Annotated in this window: 18 protein-coding genes, 1 tRNA gene and 1 pseudogene; 8 read left to right on the plus strand and 12 right to left on the minus strand. The window is 46.1% G+C overall.

Annotated elements, in window-relative coordinates:
* The first annotated feature begins 1 nt into the window (after position 1).
* Positions 2-592 carry an SCO family protein gene (locus tag A9236_RS00745; protein ID WP_071466219.1) on the plus strand — a complete coding sequence of 197 codons (591 nt, stop codon included), beginning with the start codon at positions 2-4 and terminating at the stop codon, positions 590-592.
* 32 nt (positions 593-624) lie between these two features.
* On the opposite strand, the gene rpoH is transcribed toward A9236_RS00745, so the two are convergent.
* Together rpoH and ftsY are read right to left on the minus strand one after the other, a co-directional pair.
* Positions 625-1,545, minus strand: coding sequence for an RNA polymerase sigma factor RpoH (gene rpoH / locus A9236_RS00750; RefSeq protein WP_071467680.1), 921 nt, complete (start codon positions 1,543-1,545; stop codon positions 625-627).
* Positions 1,546-1,637: 92 nt separating this feature from the next.
* The gene (gene ftsY / locus A9236_RS00755) at positions 1,638-2,528 is read right to left on the minus strand and encodes a signal recognition particle-docking protein FtsY (RefSeq protein WP_071467681.1); all 891 of its coding nucleotides are present in this window, start codon (positions 2,526-2,528) and stop codon (positions 1,638-1,640) included.
* A gap of 63 nt (positions 2,529-2,591) precedes the next feature.
* Here ftsY and A9236_RS00760 point away from each other — a divergent pair, with 63 nt between their 5' ends.
* Genes A9236_RS00760 through A9236_RS00780 form a run of 5 tightly spaced genes read left to right on the plus strand, consistent with a single transcriptional unit; the run spans position 2,592 to position 6,718 of the window.
* Complete coding sequence (locus tag A9236_RS00760; protein WP_071466216.1) at positions 2,592-3,959, plus strand: pitrilysin family protein; 1,368 nt, start codon at positions 2,592-2,594, stop codon at positions 3,957-3,959.
* Positions 3,956-5,293 (plus strand): pitrilysin family protein, encoded by a 1,338-nt coding sequence (locus tag A9236_RS00765; RefSeq protein WP_071466215.1) that lies wholly within the window; start codon positions 3,956-3,958, stop codon positions 5,291-5,293. Before A9236_RS00760 ends, A9236_RS00765 begins: the two co-directional genes overlap by 4 nt.
* Before the next feature lie 10 nt (positions 5,294-5,303).
* Complete coding sequence (gene rsmD / locus A9236_RS00770; protein WP_083393536.1) at positions 5,304-5,900, plus strand: 16S rRNA (guanine(966)-N(2))-methyltransferase RsmD; 597 nt, start codon at positions 5,304-5,306, stop codon at positions 5,898-5,900.
* Positions 5,901-5,936: 36 nt separating this feature from the next.
* Positions 5,937-6,434, plus strand: a complete 498-nt coding sequence (gene coaD, locus A9236_RS00775; protein ID WP_071466213.1) for a pantetheine-phosphate adenylyltransferase — start codon at positions 5,937-5,939, stop codon at positions 6,432-6,434.
* A gap of 17 nt (positions 6,435-6,451) precedes the next feature.
* Positions 6,452-6,718, plus strand: a complete 267-nt coding sequence (locus A9236_RS00780; RefSeq protein ID WP_071466212.1) for a YfhL family 4Fe-4S dicluster ferredoxin — start codon at positions 6,452-6,454, stop codon at positions 6,716-6,718.
* On the opposite strand, the gene pth is transcribed toward A9236_RS00780, so the two are convergent.
* From pth to A9236_RS00810, 6 genes are all read right to left on the minus strand, one after another.
* Entirely contained in the window at positions 6,715-7,305 is a 591-nt protein-coding gene (pth, locus tag A9236_RS00785; protein WP_071466211.1) for an aminoacyl-tRNA hydrolase, read from the minus strand. The two genes, A9236_RS00780 and pth, sit on opposite strands and share 4 nt — an antisense overlap.
* A gap of 105 nt (positions 7,306-7,410) precedes the next feature.
* Positions 7,411-8,058 (minus strand): 50S ribosomal protein L25/general stress protein Ctc, encoded by a 648-nt coding sequence (locus A9236_RS00790; RefSeq protein WP_071466210.1) that lies wholly within the window; start codon positions 8,056-8,058, stop codon positions 7,411-7,413.
* Between the two features lie 134 nt (positions 8,059-8,192).
* On the minus strand, positions 8,193-9,158 hold the full coding sequence (locus tag A9236_RS00795; protein ID WP_071466209.1) for a ribose-phosphate pyrophosphokinase: 966 nt from the start codon (positions 9,156-9,158) through the stop codon (positions 8,193-8,195).
* Between the two features lie 54 nt (positions 9,159-9,212).
* Positions 9,213-9,289: transfer RNA gene (locus tag A9236_RS00800), tRNA-Gln, on the minus strand.
* A 5-nt stretch (positions 9,290-9,294) separates the two neighbouring features.
* The gene (gene ispE / locus A9236_RS00805; RefSeq protein ID WP_071466208.1) at positions 9,295-10,179 is read right to left on the minus strand and encodes a 4-(cytidine 5'-diphospho)-2-C-methyl-D-erythritol kinase; all 885 of its coding nucleotides are present in this window, start codon (positions 10,177-10,179) and stop codon (positions 9,295-9,297) included.
* Positions 10,172-11,659, minus strand: a complete 1,488-nt coding sequence (locus A9236_RS00810) for an outer membrane lipoprotein LolB (protein WP_071466207.1) — start codon at positions 11,657-11,659, stop codon at positions 10,172-10,174. The genes ispE and A9236_RS00810 overlap by 8 nt, the downstream gene beginning before the upstream one ends.
* A 35-nt stretch (positions 11,660-11,694) precedes the next feature.
* Here A9236_RS00810 and mutM point away from each other — a divergent pair.
* Together mutM and mutY are read left to right on the plus strand one after the other, a co-directional pair.
* Positions 11,695-12,532: pseudogene (gene mutM / locus A9236_RS00815) on the plus strand (bifunctional DNA-formamidopyrimidine glycosylase/DNA-(apurinic or apyrimidinic site) lyase).
* Entirely contained in the window at positions 12,517-13,659 is a 1,143-nt protein-coding gene (mutY, locus tag A9236_RS00820; RefSeq protein WP_071466205.1) for an A/G-specific adenine glycosylase, read from the plus strand. Before mutM ends, mutY begins: the two are co-directional and overlap by 16 nt.
* On the opposite strand, the gene rapZ is transcribed toward mutY, so the two are convergent.
* Genes rapZ through hpf form a run of 4 tightly spaced genes read right to left on the minus strand, consistent with a single transcriptional unit; the run spans position 13,604 to position 16,299 of the window.
* Complete coding sequence (gene rapZ, locus A9236_RS00825) at positions 13,604-14,494, minus strand: RNase adapter RapZ (RefSeq protein WP_071466204.1); 891 nt, start codon at positions 14,492-14,494, stop codon at positions 13,604-13,606. The two genes, mutY and rapZ, sit on opposite strands and share 56 nt — an antisense overlap.
* A 3-nt stretch (positions 14,495-14,497) precedes the next feature.
* Positions 14,498-15,484, minus strand: a complete 987-nt coding sequence (gene hprK / locus A9236_RS00830; protein WP_071466203.1) for an HPr(Ser) kinase/phosphatase — start codon at positions 15,482-15,484, stop codon at positions 14,498-14,500.
* Positions 15,481-15,942: a PTS sugar transporter subunit IIA gene (locus tag A9236_RS00835; RefSeq protein ID WP_071466202.1), complete on the minus strand. Its 462-nt coding sequence runs from the start codon at positions 15,940-15,942 to the stop codon at positions 15,481-15,483. Before A9236_RS00835 ends, hprK begins: the two co-directional genes overlap by 4 nt.
* A 33-nt stretch (positions 15,943-15,975) precedes the next feature.
* Positions 15,976-16,299 (minus strand): ribosome hibernation-promoting factor, HPF/YfiA family, encoded by a 324-nt coding sequence (hpf, locus tag A9236_RS00840; protein WP_071466201.1) that lies wholly within the window; start codon positions 16,297-16,299, stop codon positions 15,976-15,978.
* Between the last annotated feature and the right edge of the window lie 29 nt (positions 16,300-16,328).

Below are 16,328 nucleotides of genomic sequence, written 5' to 3' on the forward strand. Positions count from 1 at the left end.
GATGAAAATGACCTTCTTACGTAATATCTGTATCGTCGCCTTTCTAATGGCGATGTCGGCCTGTAGCCCAAAGCCAGATTTTAAAAATATCGACATTACAGGTAGCACTTCATTTGGCAAGGATTTCAGCTTGTTAGATCCTGATGGCAAGGTAAGGACGCTCGCCGACTTTAAGGGCAAAGTGGTAGTGATGTTCTTTGGTTACACCCAGTGCCCTGATATTTGCCCGACGACTTTGACTGAGATGCAGCAGGTCATGGCACTATTGGGTCCTCAATCAGATAAGGTACAAGTGTTATTTGTGACCGTTGATCCTGAGCGTGATACCGCAGCTATTCTCAAGCAATACGTTCCGTCATTTGATGCGCGTTTCCTAGGCTTGCGTCCAGCAGACGATGCGGCACTAGAAAAAGTGACCAAAGACTTCAAGATTTATTACAAGAAAGTACCCGGTAGTAGCCCGGGTTCCTACACCATCGACCATACAGCTGGTAGCTACGCATTTGATCCCGAGGGACATTTGCGTCTTTATATCAAACATGCTCAAGGTCCTGAGACCTTGGCGCATGACTTGAAAGAACTTTTAAAGTAAGAGCTAGAGAGGCGCGGCTTGATTAAGCCGCTTCAGCTTGCAACATACCGCGCATTTTTTTTGAGAGCTGCTGTCTCAATTTGACGTACGCGCTCTGCAGAGATGCCATATTCAGCGGCCAGATCATGCAAAGTCTTGGTGCCATTACCATCAGCATCCATTGCTAGCCAGCGTGACTGAACAATATTGCGACTACGCTCATCTAGAGCCATCAAGGCTTGATCTAGCTTCGGGCCTTGTAGTGTGTCTGCTTGTGCACTAGCGATGCGCTCTGTAGGCTCTTGACTACTGTCAGCGAGCCATTGAATTGGGGCATACGCAGTTTCTTCATCGCTATCATCGCCTTCAAGCGCAATATCGCCACCAGCGAGGCGCATTTCCATTTCTTTAACATCGGAACCTTTGACATCAAGTGCTTTAGCTAAGGCATCCACTTCACCTGGAGTAAGTGCACTTAAAGTAGGTTTGTTACTGCGCAAGTTAAAGAATAATTTGCGTTGTGCTTTGGTGGTTGCTACCTTCACTAAGCGCCAATTTTTCAGAATGTACTCATGAATTTCTGCTTTGATCCAGTGAATGGCATAAGACACTAAGCGTGCACCATTATTGGGGTCATAGCGTTTCACGGCCTTCATCAAGCCAATATTACCTTCTTGAATGAGGTCAGCGTGTGGAATACCATAACCAAGATATTGGCGCGCAACGGAAACAACGAGGCGTAAATGGGAAAGCACTAAGGTTTTAGCGGCTTCAACATTTTCAGTGCGACGAAATTCCTGCGCAAGATGTAACTCTTCTGCAGCACTAAGCATGGGTACGCGATTCACGTACGCAATATACGAATCAAGAGTGCCAACCCCAAGGGATGGCAGCATTGGAAATGCGGACGCCGCTGCAGCCTGCGCTACAGGCAGCCTTTGCATATTCGGTTTGTCAGATTTCTTTTGAACCATTTTTTAAATAAATATGAGGTGTTAATAGAGTTCTATTTTAGCACTCTTGTCAAGAGAGTGCTAATGGTTTATTTGGATTGTAAGTTATTGAATTAATTGAATAATTCAGAGGAATATTGCCCGGCTGTAAAGGGGGCTAAATCGTCAATTCCCTCGCCCTTGCCTAGTGCTAGAACAGCTGGTTTAGGGCCATCTTTAAGGGTATGGGCTAAGGCGCAGATAACACCACCCTTAGCAGTCCCATCTAGCTTGGTAACGATAATTCCGGTCAGGCCCAGAGCCATGTGAAAGGCCTTCACTTGGCTTAAACCATTTTGTCCTGTGTTGCCATCTAAAACCAATAGTGTGTGATGAGGCGCTCCAGGAAGTGCTTTGCCAATTACACGCTTGACCTTCTTGAGCTCTTCCATGAGGTGGTCTTGAGTAGCAAGACGACCTGCAGTATCAATGATCAAAATATCGCTTTTGCGGGAGATGGCGGAGTGAATTGCATCATGAGCTACGGCTGCAGCATCGCCACCTTCTTGGGTGATGACGTCCACTTGATTGCGACCGCCCCATTCTTGTAGCTGATTGCGCGCAGCGGCCCTAAAGGTATCCCCTGCGGCTAAGAGAACGGACTTACCTTGGGATTGAAAAATTCTACAAAGCTTACCAATGGTGGTGGTTTTCCCTGCACCGTTGACGCCAACAACCAGCCACACTTCAGGGATATTCTCTTTAGACCCTGTAAATAGTGGGTTAGGGGATGGCTCAAGCACTGTTAATAAGGTAGCAACCTCTTGAATCAGAAGGGCTTGTAGTTCATCAGGGCTTGAAGCCTTTTCGGATTTCGCTGCTTTACGTAGTTTGCTAATCAAATCCTCAGTCGTAGGCAATCCCACATCACTCTGAATGAGCGACTCTTCTAAGGCATCAAACCAAGCGTCATCAGTCTTGCTTGATTTAAATAGAGATCCAAGGGTTTTACGTAGGCCGAACATAATCGATACAATTTAATCCTTGCATCTTATCAATTAAATTCTTGGGATATGGTGATTTAGCAGATGCGCTTCAATTTACTCCGAATTACCTTCATATTTTTGATATTTACTCAATTGTCTTGCGCTATGGCTAAAGACCATGAGGATACCCATGAATACCAGCTGAGCAACGGCCTTAAGCTGATTGTGAGAGAAGATCATCGCGCACCAACCGTGGCGCATATGGTGTGGTACCGAGCTGGCTCAATGGATGAGGTCAATGGCCGTACTGGCTTGGCACACGTTTTGGAGCACATGATGTTTAAGGGCACCGACAAGGTGAAGGCTGGAGAGTTTTCTCGCTTGGTTGCCGCCTTAGGTGGGCGCGAAAATGCATTTACGAATCGTGACTACACGGCTTATTTTCAGCAAGTTGAGAAATCCAAATTAGACGAAGTGATTAAGCTAGAAGCAGATCGCATGTCCAATCTGAATTTTGATGATTCAGAGTTTTTAAAAGAAATCCAGGTAGTGATGGAAGAGCGTCGTCTTCGTACGGAAGATAACCCGAGCAGCCTCCTGAATGAATCCCTTATGGCCACCGCCTACATGAGCTCTCCCTATCGCTATCCAGTAGTGGGCTGGATGAATGATTTGCAGAATATGAAAGCAAACGATGCGAGGGATTGGTATCGCAGTTGGTATAAACCAAATAATGCAACGGTAGTTATTACAGGCGACGTTGATGCTAAGCAGGTCTTGGCTGCAGTCGAAAAGTATTATGGATTCATTCCCGCTCAGGAATTGCCAGTTCGTAAACCGCAGATTGAGCCACCTCAAAAAGGAATAAAACAGGTTCAAGTCAAAGCGCCTGCAGATAGTGCGCAATTGACTATGGCTTGGAAAGTTCCACGCCTAGAGGTTGGTAAGTTGGATGACCCAGAGCCCTATGCCTTGGAGCTCCTCACCTCTGTATTGGATGGTTATGACAATGCGCGCTTGAACCGAGTTTTGGTCAAACAAGAGAAGGTAGTGAATGATGTTGGCGTTGGTTACGACATGATTTCTCGTGGTCCAGAATTATTTGAAATTGCTGCGACTATGGCTAAAGGGAAAACAGTTGCGCAGGCGCAGGTCAGTATTCGAAAAGCGTTAGATGAGCTAAAGCAAAAAGGAATCCTCGATTCTGAGTTGAAGCGCATTAAGGTGCGGATTCTGTCAGAGCAAATTTATAAACGTGATTCCATCTTCGGTCAGGCTATGGAAATTGGCAGTACTGAGATGGCAGGTTTTTCCTGGCGAGATATCGACTACATGTTAGAGAAAATGCAAACGATTACTCCAGAGCAAGTTCAAGCGGTAGCTCAAAAGTATTTAGTGGATGAAGGTTTAACGATGGCGGTGTTAGATCCACAAGCACGTCAATCTGTAGTGAAGGAGGGCAAGCGATGAAAGCCTTCAATCAAATGATCTTAGGCTGTCTTTTAGCTTTCGGTGTAATTACTAGTGCACAAGCAATTCTTCCCATTGAAAAACTCGAAAATTACAAAGGGGCTAAAGCATATTTAGTCCAAACCAAAGTGTTGCCGATGGTGGATATTGAGGTGAGCATTGATGCTGGTGATCGTTATGATCCAGTGGGTAAGAGTGGTTTGGCAGACATGACCGCAACCCTAATGAATTATGGTGTGCAGGATGATAAGAGGATGCTCAGTGAGGCCCAAATCGCTGATGAGATCGCTGATTTAGGCGCCAGTATTGGTCTCTCAGTTGGTGGTGAGCGCGCTATTTTGCGTATTCGTAGCCTTAGTAGAAAAGATTTGCGTGATCGAGCAGTGCAATTGGCATCAGCAATGTTAGCTGCGCCCACTTATGTCCCAAATATTGTTGGTCGCGAAAAGCAAAGAACAATCACTAGCTTGCTTGAGGCAGAAACAAAACCCGAATATGTATTAGATCGCCGTTTTAAAAAAATGGTTTATGGCACCTATCCTTTGGCAGATTCTCCATCTGTTAAGTCTGTAGGCGCAATTACTCCTACAGACTTAGTTCAATTCCATAAACAGTTTTATCGTAGCGATCGTATGATTGTCAGTATTGTTGGGGATGTAGATCAAACTGAAGCAAATGAAATTATTCGCGCCTTATTAAAAAGAATTCCCCAATCGGGCCCTGTTATTGCACCTTTGCCAGAATTTGAACGCTCTCCAGTAGAGCCATTGGCGCAACGTGAAGTTCAGATCCCCTTTGACTCTCAGCAGGCCCATATCGCTATGGGTATGACGGCTGTGGCACGTAATAACCCTGATTATTTTCCTTTGTTGGTAGGCAACTATGTTTTAGGCGGCGGCGGGTTCGTCTCGCGTCTGATGAATGAGGTTCGAGAGAAGCGTGGCCTCGCCTATAGTGTGTCTAGTTATTTTGCCCCAGGCAAAGATACGGGAATCTTTCAGGCGGGCCTACAAACTAAGAATGATCAATCTTCTGTAGCGCTGCAGGTGATGAGCGATACGATTGCGAAGTTCATTACAGATGGCCCGACTACTTCTGAGCTTGTTGCGGCTAAAGCAAATCTGGTGAATGGCTACCCCCTGCGAATCGATAACAATCGTAAATTATTGGATAACGTTTCTTCAATCGCCTGGAATGATTTACCACTCGACACGATGGAAGTTTGGACTAAGCAAGTGGAGGCAGTGACTTTAGATCAAGTGAAATCTGCCTTCGAAAAATATCTTGCGATGGACCGCATGAAGATCGTAGTTTTAGGGGCTCAAAATAAATAAACCGAAGACTCTGAAGACAGAGCCGCCTAAGAAGGTTCGCATTATTGGCGGCACGTGGAGAAGTCGCTTATTAACAGTGATCGATTTACACGGTCTTCGACCTACGACTGATCGTATTCGGGAAACTTTGTTCAACTGGCTTGGTCAAGACTTAAGTGGTTTACGTTGCCTGGATCTGTTTGCTGGAACAGGCGCACTAGGATTTGAGGCTGCCTCTCGCGGTGCGAGTTTGGTTGTCCTGCTCGAAAAAGATAAAAAAGCCCATGCAAACTTAAAGGCGAATTTTTCATTACTTCAATCCTCCCCCGTATCTGGATCTGTAGAAATTTTGCAGCGTGACAGTTTGGAATTTTTAAGACAGCAAGCAGATCAATCAAGCAATCTCATTTTTATTGATCCTCCTTTTCAGGAGGCTGCCTTACTTGATCGAGCTGTTCGTGAAGCCGGCAGAATCTGTGATGACTCTGGGGGAGGAGGAATTTATGTCGAATTCCCGTCAAATCGCCCCAGTGAAGATATAGAATCCCTGCTGCCAGACTGGCATTGTGGAAAATACTTAGAGGCTGGACAGGTAAAAGCCTGTCTATTTCGGAGCGGAAGGGGCTAAACTCTTGCCTGTAGCTGATAAAGCCTTAGGAGAGTTATGACTGTCGCTGTATATCCAGGAACATTTGATCCCTTCACTCGTGGACACGAGGATTTGGTTCGTCGCGCATCGAGCATTTTTGATGAGCTGATTGTGGGTGTTGCCTCCAGTCGTAGCAAGCACCCTTCCTTTGCGCTAGATGAGCGGATTGCAATTGCTAAAGAAGTTCTTGGACACTATTCCAATGTGAAGGTCGTCGGCTTTGACGGCTTATTAAAAGATTTTGCACGTGAGCACAATGCACGCGTTATTGTGCGTGGCTTACGCGCAGTATCCGACTTTGAATATGAATTCCAAATGGCAGGTATGAATCGCTATCTCTTGCCGGATGTCGAAACTTTGTTTCTGACGCCGTCCGATCAGTACCAATTTATCTCTGGTACTTTTGTGCGTGAGATTGCCTCTATGGGCGGTGATGTGAGCAAGTTTGTTTTCCCATCAGTGGAAAAATGGCTTGTCAAAAAAATTGCTACTGCCAATCAAAATAGTAAGTAAGGTTGTAAAGTAAAAACATGGCTCTCATGATTACCGATGAATGCATCAATTGCGATGTGTGCGAGCCTGAATGCCCCAATGATGCTATTTATATGGGGCTAGAGATTTATGAAATAGACCCCGATAAATGTACCGAATGCGTAGGGCACTATGATGCACCTCAATGCCGACAGGTCTGTCCGGTTGACTGTATTCCGTTTAACCCAGCACATACTGAAACCCAAGAGCAGTTAATGGTGAAGTTTAAGATTTTGACTGCAAACAAAAAGGCAATTGCAACCTAGCCTTTAGAGTGCAGTTCCATCATGGCGGTTTGAGTATCACCCTTCAAAAATAGCGGCACAATTTGCAAGCCATTCTCAAGACTGTCCTCAATCAGTTTTTGCTCGGCTAATGGAGGCCTGCGCAAAACATAATCTGCCACATCCATGGGGCGACCATCGCCTGCTATATCTCTTGGGTGTCCAATGCCAAGGCGCAGGCGCCAGTAGTCTGGGGTACCCAGGTGCGCTTGAATATCTTTTAAGCCATTGTGCCCACCAGTGCCACCACCCAGCTTGAGTCGTGCTATTCCAGGCTTGAGGTCGAGCTCATCTTGCACCACCAAAATATCTGCAGGCGCGATTTTATGAAAGCGACAAAGTGCGCCTACTGCTTGACCACTCAAGTTCATGTAAGTGGTTGGCTTCAGTAGAAAGAGATCTTCACCTTCCCATTTGGCTTTAGCTACTTTCCCGTGAAAGCGCTTTTCAGATTCAAAGCGGGCATTCAACTGTTTTGCCATGGCATCGACAAACCAGAAGCCAGCATTATGCCGATCTGCTTCGTGCTCATCACCTGGATTGCCTAGGCCAACAATTAATTTAGTCATACCGTGAGTTTAAAGACTTAACACTATTTCTTCAAAAAGAAGAAGGGGGTAAAAAGAAAGCCCGCTTGCGCGGGCCTTCTCAAGCAAGTAGCGCAGCTTAATGAATTAAGCTTTGTCCTTTGCATCGGCAGCAGGAGCAGCGGCTGGAGCTGCGGCTGCAGGAGCAGCATCTTCAGTCTCAGCAGCTTTAACAGCTGGAATACGTGCATTTACAAGCACTGGGTTCTCTTGCTCAACATGCAATACCAAAGTAACGCCTTTTGGCAATGCAAGATCTTTGGCATGAATAGCGTGACCCACTTCAATTTTGCTCAAGTCCACTTCAATGAATTCTGGCAAGTCTGCTGGTAAGCAAGAAACTTCGATGTCATTGAGGATGTGGCTGATAACGGCGCCTTGCAATTTCACTGCAGAAGAAGTTTCGGCATTGGTGAAGTGCAATGGAACACGCATGTGTACTTTCTCAGTCGCAGATACGCGCTGGAAGTCAATATGCAAAACGATTGGTCTGAATGGATGCATCTGGTAATCGCGCAACAACACTTTTTGTGTTTTGCCGTCAATTTCCAAATCCAAAATAGATGAGTGAAATGCTTCCTTGCGGAGAGCATGGAACAACGCGTTATGGTCTAACTCGATGACCAAGGCTGGATCTTTACTACCGTAAACGATTCCCGGAGTTTTTCCGGAATTGCGCAGACGGCGGCTCGCACCCGTTCCCTGTACGCTTCTTTCAAAGGCTACAACTTTCATGATTAATTCCCTTTAAGGTTAATTTCCGTTCGCGACCAAACAGAAAAGCCTTCGATTATATCTTGGGAATGGATATTTATGCCTACAAACCACCTAAAACTAGCAAAAAACGGGGTAAAACTATGTTTTTTGGCTTATTCAGCAAACATAGACATGACGGAATCGCCCTTACTAATCCGAGAAAGGGTCTCGGCTAGCAGTGGGGCTACAGTCAGTTGGCGGATTTTGCCCACTTTTAATGCTTCTGCAGTCAAGGGGATGGTGTCAGTAACAACCAATTCGTCCAACTCAGAGGCAGCAATACGAGCCACAGCACCGCCTGATAGGACGGCGTGAGTACAGTAGGCAGTAACGCCCTTGGCACCGCGCTCTTTAAGCGCTTCAGCGGCTTTACAGAGCGTTCCACCGGTATCGATGATGTCATCCATGATGACGCAATGACGTCCTTCTACTTCGCCAATCAGGTGCATTACTTCAGATACGTTCGCTTTAGGACGACGTTTATCAATAATTGCTAAGTCAGTGCCCAGTTGTTTAGCCATTGCGCGGGCGCGAACTACGCCGCCGATGTCGGGGGAAACAATGATCAGGTCTTTTTTGGTTTTTTGGGCCTCTAGGTCGGCCAAGAGAACTGGCGAGGCATAAATATTGTCTACCGGGATATCAAAGAAGCCCTGGATTTGGTCGGCATGAAGGTCCATGGTCAGAACACGTTCAATACCGGCAACAGATTGGAGCATGTTGGCAACAATACGAGCAGAGATTGCAACGCGTGCAGAGCGTGGACGACGGTCTTGACGGGCATACCCAAAGTAAGGAATCACTGCAGTGATGCGACTTGCAGATGCGCGCTTCAGTGCGTCAATCATGATCATGAGCTCCATCAAGCTATCGTTTGTTGGGGCACAGGTTGACTGAATAACTACGACGTTTTTGCCGCGTACGTTTTCTTGAATTTCTACTTGGATTTCACCATCTGAGAAACGGCCTACAAAAGCTTTGCCCATAGGTAGCTTGAGCTCTTTGGCTACTGCCTCAGCCAAAACCGGATTTGCGTTGCCTGTAAATAAAGTCAATAAATCGGAGTTTGTGGAGGACATGGTCTTAAGGGTTTTGTAGGGTCAAAAGGTTATCTTTGTCGTTTCTACAGTATTTGGCAGGGGAAGAAGGATTCGAACCTTCGCATGCTGGAATCAAAATCCAGTGCCTTAACCAGCTTGGCGATTCCCCTACGGATCAATCTGAAGAAACCAAATTGTAAGCGGGATTTTTATTTAGCCCCCGAACAACCCGACCTATCCACCCCTGAGGAAGATTTTGCAGAAGATTTTCCAGATTTGCGATGTCAGTCTTAGGGTCTAAGACTGCAAAAACGCTACTTCCAGAGCCTGACATACGGGGCTCTGAGCCCGGTACAGCCTGACTAATCCAATCCAAAGCTTGCTTCACTTCAGGACAAATCCGCATCGCTACAGCCTGGCAATCATTGGAAAGACTTGACCATGGCGATGCAAGAAAGCCATCTATTGTAATCCGAGCGTGATTTCGGGTCAATTCAGGGTCTTGAAAAATACTTAGGGTTGAGATGCCTTGGTTGGGAAAAATGACTAAAAAGGCATGATTCTCAAGGGTGAGCCCTTCAATTTGCTCGCCAATACCCTCAACAAATGCATTTTTGCCAAAAATGAAAAATGGCACATCAGCACCTAGTTGTAGTCCGAGCGAAGATAGAGTTGCTTGGTCTAGTTTGAGATTCCAGAGTGCGTTTAAGCCAATCAAGGTAGTGGCCGCATCCGAGGATCCTCCGCCCAATCCGGCGCCCATCGGAATTTCTTTTTGAAGATCAATCTCAATCCCAGAGTCAATCTTGCAAAAATCTTTTAACAGTTTTGCTGCCATGACAACTAAATCTTGTTCGGGCGCTACTCCGGGAATCGGATTAATGCGACGAACTTCATTTTGTGAGATGTTTTTTAGTGTGATGGTGTCACACCAATCCACTAATTGAAAAACAGATTGCAGCAGGTGATAGCCATCAGGACGACGCCCAACTATATGTAGAAATAAATTGAGCTTTGCTGGTGAGCGTAGCGTCAGAGATGCGTGCTGAACTTCACTCATTAGCTTGATCAAAAACAAGACGAATATCAATTGATCCGATGTTAGAGCTACGAGTCATCATGAGTTTTTCAAGACGATTTTTATTGCTCCAGCTATAGACCAGATTCCAACCATCCTGACTAATTTTGCTCACTTGCCCTTTAGCATTTCTTTCGATGCTTGCTTCGCCGCCCGGTCTTACTTCGCCTCTAAGCCAGTTTGATAAACCCCGTGCTGGCAGCGGAAGCCCCAAGGTGTTTTGTACAAGAGTATCTGCATCAATTGCAGTCACCACTTGTCCATCACGTTCAAGAGTTGCCTCTCCTGGTGTGATGGTAATTTTTGCAATAGAACCACCAACAGGATTGCGAATTTCTAAAACATCTTTGAGGGCTTCTTGTGTCAAGGTAAAGCCACCTGAGCCACCTTGATTCTGGCTGTCAGAAAGGCCGGTAATTTTTACTGCAAAGCGCCCGTCCCATGAGCCATTAGAGGCTTGATCTGAATTGGTCCAATCTGGTTTTAAGCGTTTGAGAGTTTCTTGAAGAGTGGCATTATTGACATCCAATTTTTGGCCCTCTTGCCACATTGCCTCTGCTTCAGTGCGACGATTCATGAACCACAATACTTCACCAGTATGTGCGGCAATATCTGCCTCAGGTTTCATATTAAAGGCTTGCTGCAATTGTTCTAAGGCAAGTGCATTTTTACCCAGACGAAAATTAACCCAACCTAGGCTATCTAAAATAAATGCATCTTTAGGAGATAGCTGATGTGCTTTATTGATCAGCGCATATGCTTCTGGTAATTTGATGTTTCGGTCGGCGAGTGAGAAACCCAAAGCATTTAAAGAGTTTGCATCATTAGGGTTCTTGCGCAAAATTTCACGCAAGGTTTTTTCCATCACATCAATACGCCCCACTTTTTCCGCTGACATGGCATAGGTATATAGCAAGCCTGGATCTTTTGGAGCAGGTTTTGCAGTCGATGCTATTTCATAAAAAGCGCGTAAGGCTTCAGACTCATCTTTCGCTTTTCCTAATAAGGCTTGTAATTGCAAGAGAGTGTTTTCTTGTTCTGCAGGGTTTTGTTGCTTGAGTAGGGCGATTGCGGGCTTGACTGCGTCAGACCAGCGATTACTCAAAACCAGCAAGGTAATGAGTACTTCCTTGGGCTTAGTTTGGGAGGGAGGGGCTAGGCTATCCCAAGCTTGCGCAGCTTGGAGCGCCAATTCAGGGGAGCCTCCAGCAATGCCAATTTCCATGGCCCGTTGTGCCAAACGAGGATCTTTATATTGGCGAGCCATTTCCATATAAGTGCTGTAGGCAAGCCCAGCTTCGCCTCTTTGGAGGGCAATTTCTGAGGCAAGTACTTCAAAAATGGCTTGCCCCGTATGCGCCTCTTCTGCTTGCGCATAGGCTTGGCTCGATAGTATGACCCCACTAGCCAGGGCACCAAGGAATAAATCCTTCAAAAAGGATCTAAGTATCAATTTGCTCATAAGCACATTCTAATCCGCGAATCTACAATCCATTTATGCCAGAACTTCCAGAAGTAGAGGTCACAAAACTCGGAATTGCCCCCCACCTTCTGGGGCAAAGCATTAGTGCCGTCAACGTTATTGATGGGCGCTTGCGCTGGCCTGTTCCTAAGAGCCTGCCTACAGCTCTGCCTGGTCAAAAAGTACATACCATTGAGAGGCGCGGAAAGTATCTATTAATTGAATTAGATGCGGGATATTTATTGGTCCATTTGGGAATGACCGGTACCTTGCGTGTGTTGCCATGCTCTGACCCCTTGAAATTACATGATCGCGTGACATTTGAGTTTGGCAAATTGAGTTTGCGCCTACATGACCCTAGAAAATTTGGTGCTGTGTTGTGGCATCCAAAATCGAAAGGGCCCATTGAGAAAAATTTGCTTTTACAGAAGCTGGGAGTGGAACCTTTTTTCTCCAGAATTTGCTGGTGAGCTGGGCGCCGAGATTTTGTATCAAACATCACGTAAGAGAAGTGTTGCGGTGAAACAATTTCTTTTGGCAGGACAATCAGTTGTTGGTGTTGGAAATATTTATTGTTCTGAAAGTCTATTTGAAGCCAAAATTCATCCAAGCAAAGCCGCTGGAAAGTTAACTCGCCCACAATGTTCTCGCTTGGCAGAAGCAGTGCGATTGATTTTGAAAAAAGCAATTGCTGCAGGCGGTAGCAGCTTGAAAGATTTCGTGAATAGCGATGGTGACCCAGGACACTTTATGGTTCAAACCAAAGTCTATGACCGCAAAGATCAGCCGTGTAAAGTTTGTAAAACTCCGATTAAGCAAATCGTTCAGGGGCAGCGCTCAACCTATTTCTGCCCATCATGTCAAAAGCGCTAACCGCTAATTTCTCTGAAAAGTTAATCGCTTGGCATGCGCGTAGTGGACGCTCAGGCCTTCCATGGCAAGGCAATCGGGATCCTTACGCAGTTTGGGTTTCTGAAATTATGTTACAACAGACTCAAGTGGCTACAGTTCTAGAGCGCTACCCCCGCTTCATGAAGCGTTTTCCAACAGTTAAAAAATTAGCTAGTGCAGATATTGATGAGGTATTAGCGGAGTGGGCTGGTTTGGGTTATTACTCCCGGGCCCGAAACCTACATGCTTGTGCACAGCAAGTAATGACTGAGTTCGCCGGTCAATTTCCCAGTGATCCGATATTGCTTGAGCAGCTTAAAGGTATTGGCCGCTCAACGGCTGGAGCTATCGCCGCATTTGCTTTTCATGAGAGGGCGCCTATTCTTGATGCGAATGTCAAAAGAATATTGGCGCGTTTATTTGCAGTAGAGGGTGGAATTCAAGAGAAGGCAGTCAATGATCGGTTGTGGAGCTTGGCAAATGATCTGTTGCCCACTAAGGCTAAAGATATGCCTGTGTATACCCAGGCTTTAATGGATTTTGGTGCCACCTGGTGCACGTCTCGTAAGCCAGTGTGCCTAAGCGATGAGAAAAAATGCCCTTTTGAAAAAGAGTGCCAGGCAAGCCGCAGCAATCAGGTTCTTGATCTTCCGCAAAAGACCATCAAAGCAAAGTCCCCTGAATTTGATTGCGACATGCTTTTAATTCGATCGGGTAATTCAATCCTTTTACAAAAGCGGCCTAGCAAAGCTATTTGGGGTGGCTTATGGTCTTTGCCAGAAACCCCTTGGGTGGCAAAGTCTGCCACCAGAAAAAACCTGCCAAACTTAAAAGACTTGATTCAGGCTGCCCTGCCCGATGAGCGTCCTTCCGCCTGGGGGAAGGTTTGTAAAGTAGTCAATCAAGGCCCTCAAATTAAGCACGTATTTACGCATCGACGTTTATGGATGCAAATTTGGGAAGTAAGTGCCTCCAGAAGCCTGGAGCTTGAAAATCCAAATCTTAGGTGGGTGCCCCTAAGTCAGTTGGGGCGATACGGCTTGCCTCAGCCGATTAAGATTTTGCTGCAGGGATTGAGTCTAGCTCGCGGTGACGATCTAAAAAATTAAGCTGCAGGGCGCTTAAATCTTTTTGTGCACGGAAGTGCTCACCAATTCGGTTGACGAGGTACACGGAGCGATGTTGTCCGCCTGTACAGCCAATGGCTACGGTCAGATAGCTGCGTCCATCAGCAATGTAATGGGGTAGCCACTTTTCAATAAATTGTGTGATGTCACCTTCCATGCTGATGACCTCAGAAATTTTTTCTAAAAATTCTTTTACAGGTTTGTCATTGCCAGTTAGTGGCCTTAATACATTGTCATAGTGGGGATTAGGGAGGCAGCGTACATCAAACACCAGATCTGCCTCACTCGGAACCCCTTTTTTAAAGCCAAAGGATTCAAAAATCACCGTCAAGCCAACCGGCTTATCTTTGATAAGGTCCCGAATCCAGGAACGCAGGGCATGAGCGGGAAGATTGCTAGTGTCAATACTATGTGCTTGGGCTCGCAGGGGTTCGAGCAAGCTACGTTCTTTATCAATTGCTTCAATGAGAGTTGCGGGTTGTGTTTTTTGAGCATCGGTTGATAAAGGATGACGACGACGGGTCTCCGAGAAGCGCTGTACCAATGTGTTGGTATTTGCGTTTAAGAACACCACGCGAACTTGATGATCTACGCGCAGATTTTCTAGAATGGAAGGCAACTCAGCAAGTGATTGACCTCGTCTTGCATCAATAGCAACCGCTACACGTTCGCTATTTTCTTTTACAAGAGTGCTAATGAGATTTTCTAAAAGCGATACTGGTAGGTTATCTACACAGTCATAACCTGCATCCTCAAAAGCTCGTAAGGCAACTGATTTACCTGAGCCTGAGATTCCGGTAATCAGATTAATTTGCATGGATTAAAGCAGACGCCCTTGGGATTTAATCGAATCTGCTTCTGCATTCATTTGAACGCGCTGGCGCTCAATGAATTCTTTCAAGGTATCAATACCGCGTAATTGCAAAATCGTATTACGAACAGCAGCTTCAACCAGTACGGCTAAGTTGCGTCCTGCCGCCACCTGGATCTTGACGGTCCGAATGGGGACGCCCAAGACATCAATATGTTGAGCTTCAAGCGGCAGTCTTTCGAACTCACCATCAGTTCTGCGGACTAGTTGAACAATGAGGCGTAGCTTCAATTTACGGCGTACTGCGGTTTCACCAAAAATAGTGCGAATGTCGAGTAAGCCAAGACCACGCACTTCAAGTAGATTGCGCAATATCACCGGGCAACGGCCCTCGATGTAATCAGGACCAAGGCGCGCGAAATCCACCGCATCGTCAGCAACCAAACCATGGCCGCGGGAAATGAGCTCAAGACCTAATTCACTTTTCCCTAGTCCAGATTCGCCAGTTAGCAAAACGCCCAAACCTAGGATATCCATAAACACCCCATGCATTGTGATTTGCGGGGCACCAATTTTGGTGAGATAAATGCGCAGATGGTCAATGACTTCCGCTGCAGAAATATGAGTAGTAAAGAGTGGGGTAGAGGAGCGCTGGCAGAAGAGTTGAAGGTCGGGATCTGCAGCTTTGCCGTCAGCAACAATCACACAGGGCGGTGTTTTAGAAATCAGGCTAGCAATTTGCTCTTGTTTTTGTTTTGGATCGAGCGCTGCATGGTAATCCACTTCTTGCTCGCCAAAAATCTGTATACGACTTGGGTGAATCAGATTTAAATGACCTACCAAGTCAGAGCTGGCTGCGGCAGCTTTAACTGCCTCTGGCGGGAACGTACGGTCAGCCCCTTCAAGGCCGCCAATCCAAGACAGTTTTAAATCCGAAACGTTGTCATCGAAAATCTGCTGAGCAGATACTCCCTCTAGGAGTAAGGGCTGAGTCATTTTGTCGCGCTCCATTGTTGCAATAGTGCGCATACCTTTAAAGGGTCCGTGGCTGATCCCAAGGTATTTCTTGCATCTGAATCTGAAAGTAATTGGGCAATTGATGACAAGATTTCTAAATGTTGCTGAGTAGCCTTTTCTGGAACCAATAAAAAAATTAAGGTAGAAACGGGCTCATTATCAGGCGCAGCAAACTCAATGGGCTCTCGAAGTTTCATAAAAGCTGCAGCAGGTTGCTTGAGTCCTTTGACGCGGCCATGGGGGATGGCTACGCCTGCTCCTAGGGCGGTTGAACCTAGATCTTCACGAGCGTTCAGAAACTCTACTACGGCACTTGCATCAATGCCGACTTGCTTGGCAAAAAGCTCCCCAGCAGCTGCAAATGCATCAGCCCTATTTTTTGCAGGGTTGTCTAATGCAATGCAGTCGGGGTTAAAAAGATTGGTCAGGGCATTCATTACAAATGATTATAGGTGTCCCGACGGTTTAGATCACTCAAAATGCTTATCGTGATGATGATCCTGAATCTTTTCTTTGTGTTTTACGACTTGGCGCTCTAATTTATCAACCACTGCATCCATCGCATGGTAGAGGTCCGCATTATGTGCTTCAGCGAACAGTTCCTTGCCCTTGAGATGAATTGTGATCTCGGCGCTTTGACGTAAATCTTTTTCTTTGGCGTTATCAACGACCAAAAAAGCAGAGGCATCAATGACGTGGTCGAAGTGTTTGCGAATTTTGGCCATACCAGCCTCAAGGTGCGTACGCATCGCTGGCGTTACCTCAACATGGCGGCTATTAATTTTTAAATTCATTCGCAACTCCTTTTATCAATGCGTGCGCA

Origin of the sequence: Polynucleobacter sp. QLW-P1DATA-2 (assembly GCF_001870365.1) — a bacterium.
In the GTDB taxonomy this organism is placed as follows: domain Bacteria; phylum Pseudomonadota; class Gammaproteobacteria; order Burkholderiales; family Burkholderiaceae; genus Polynucleobacter.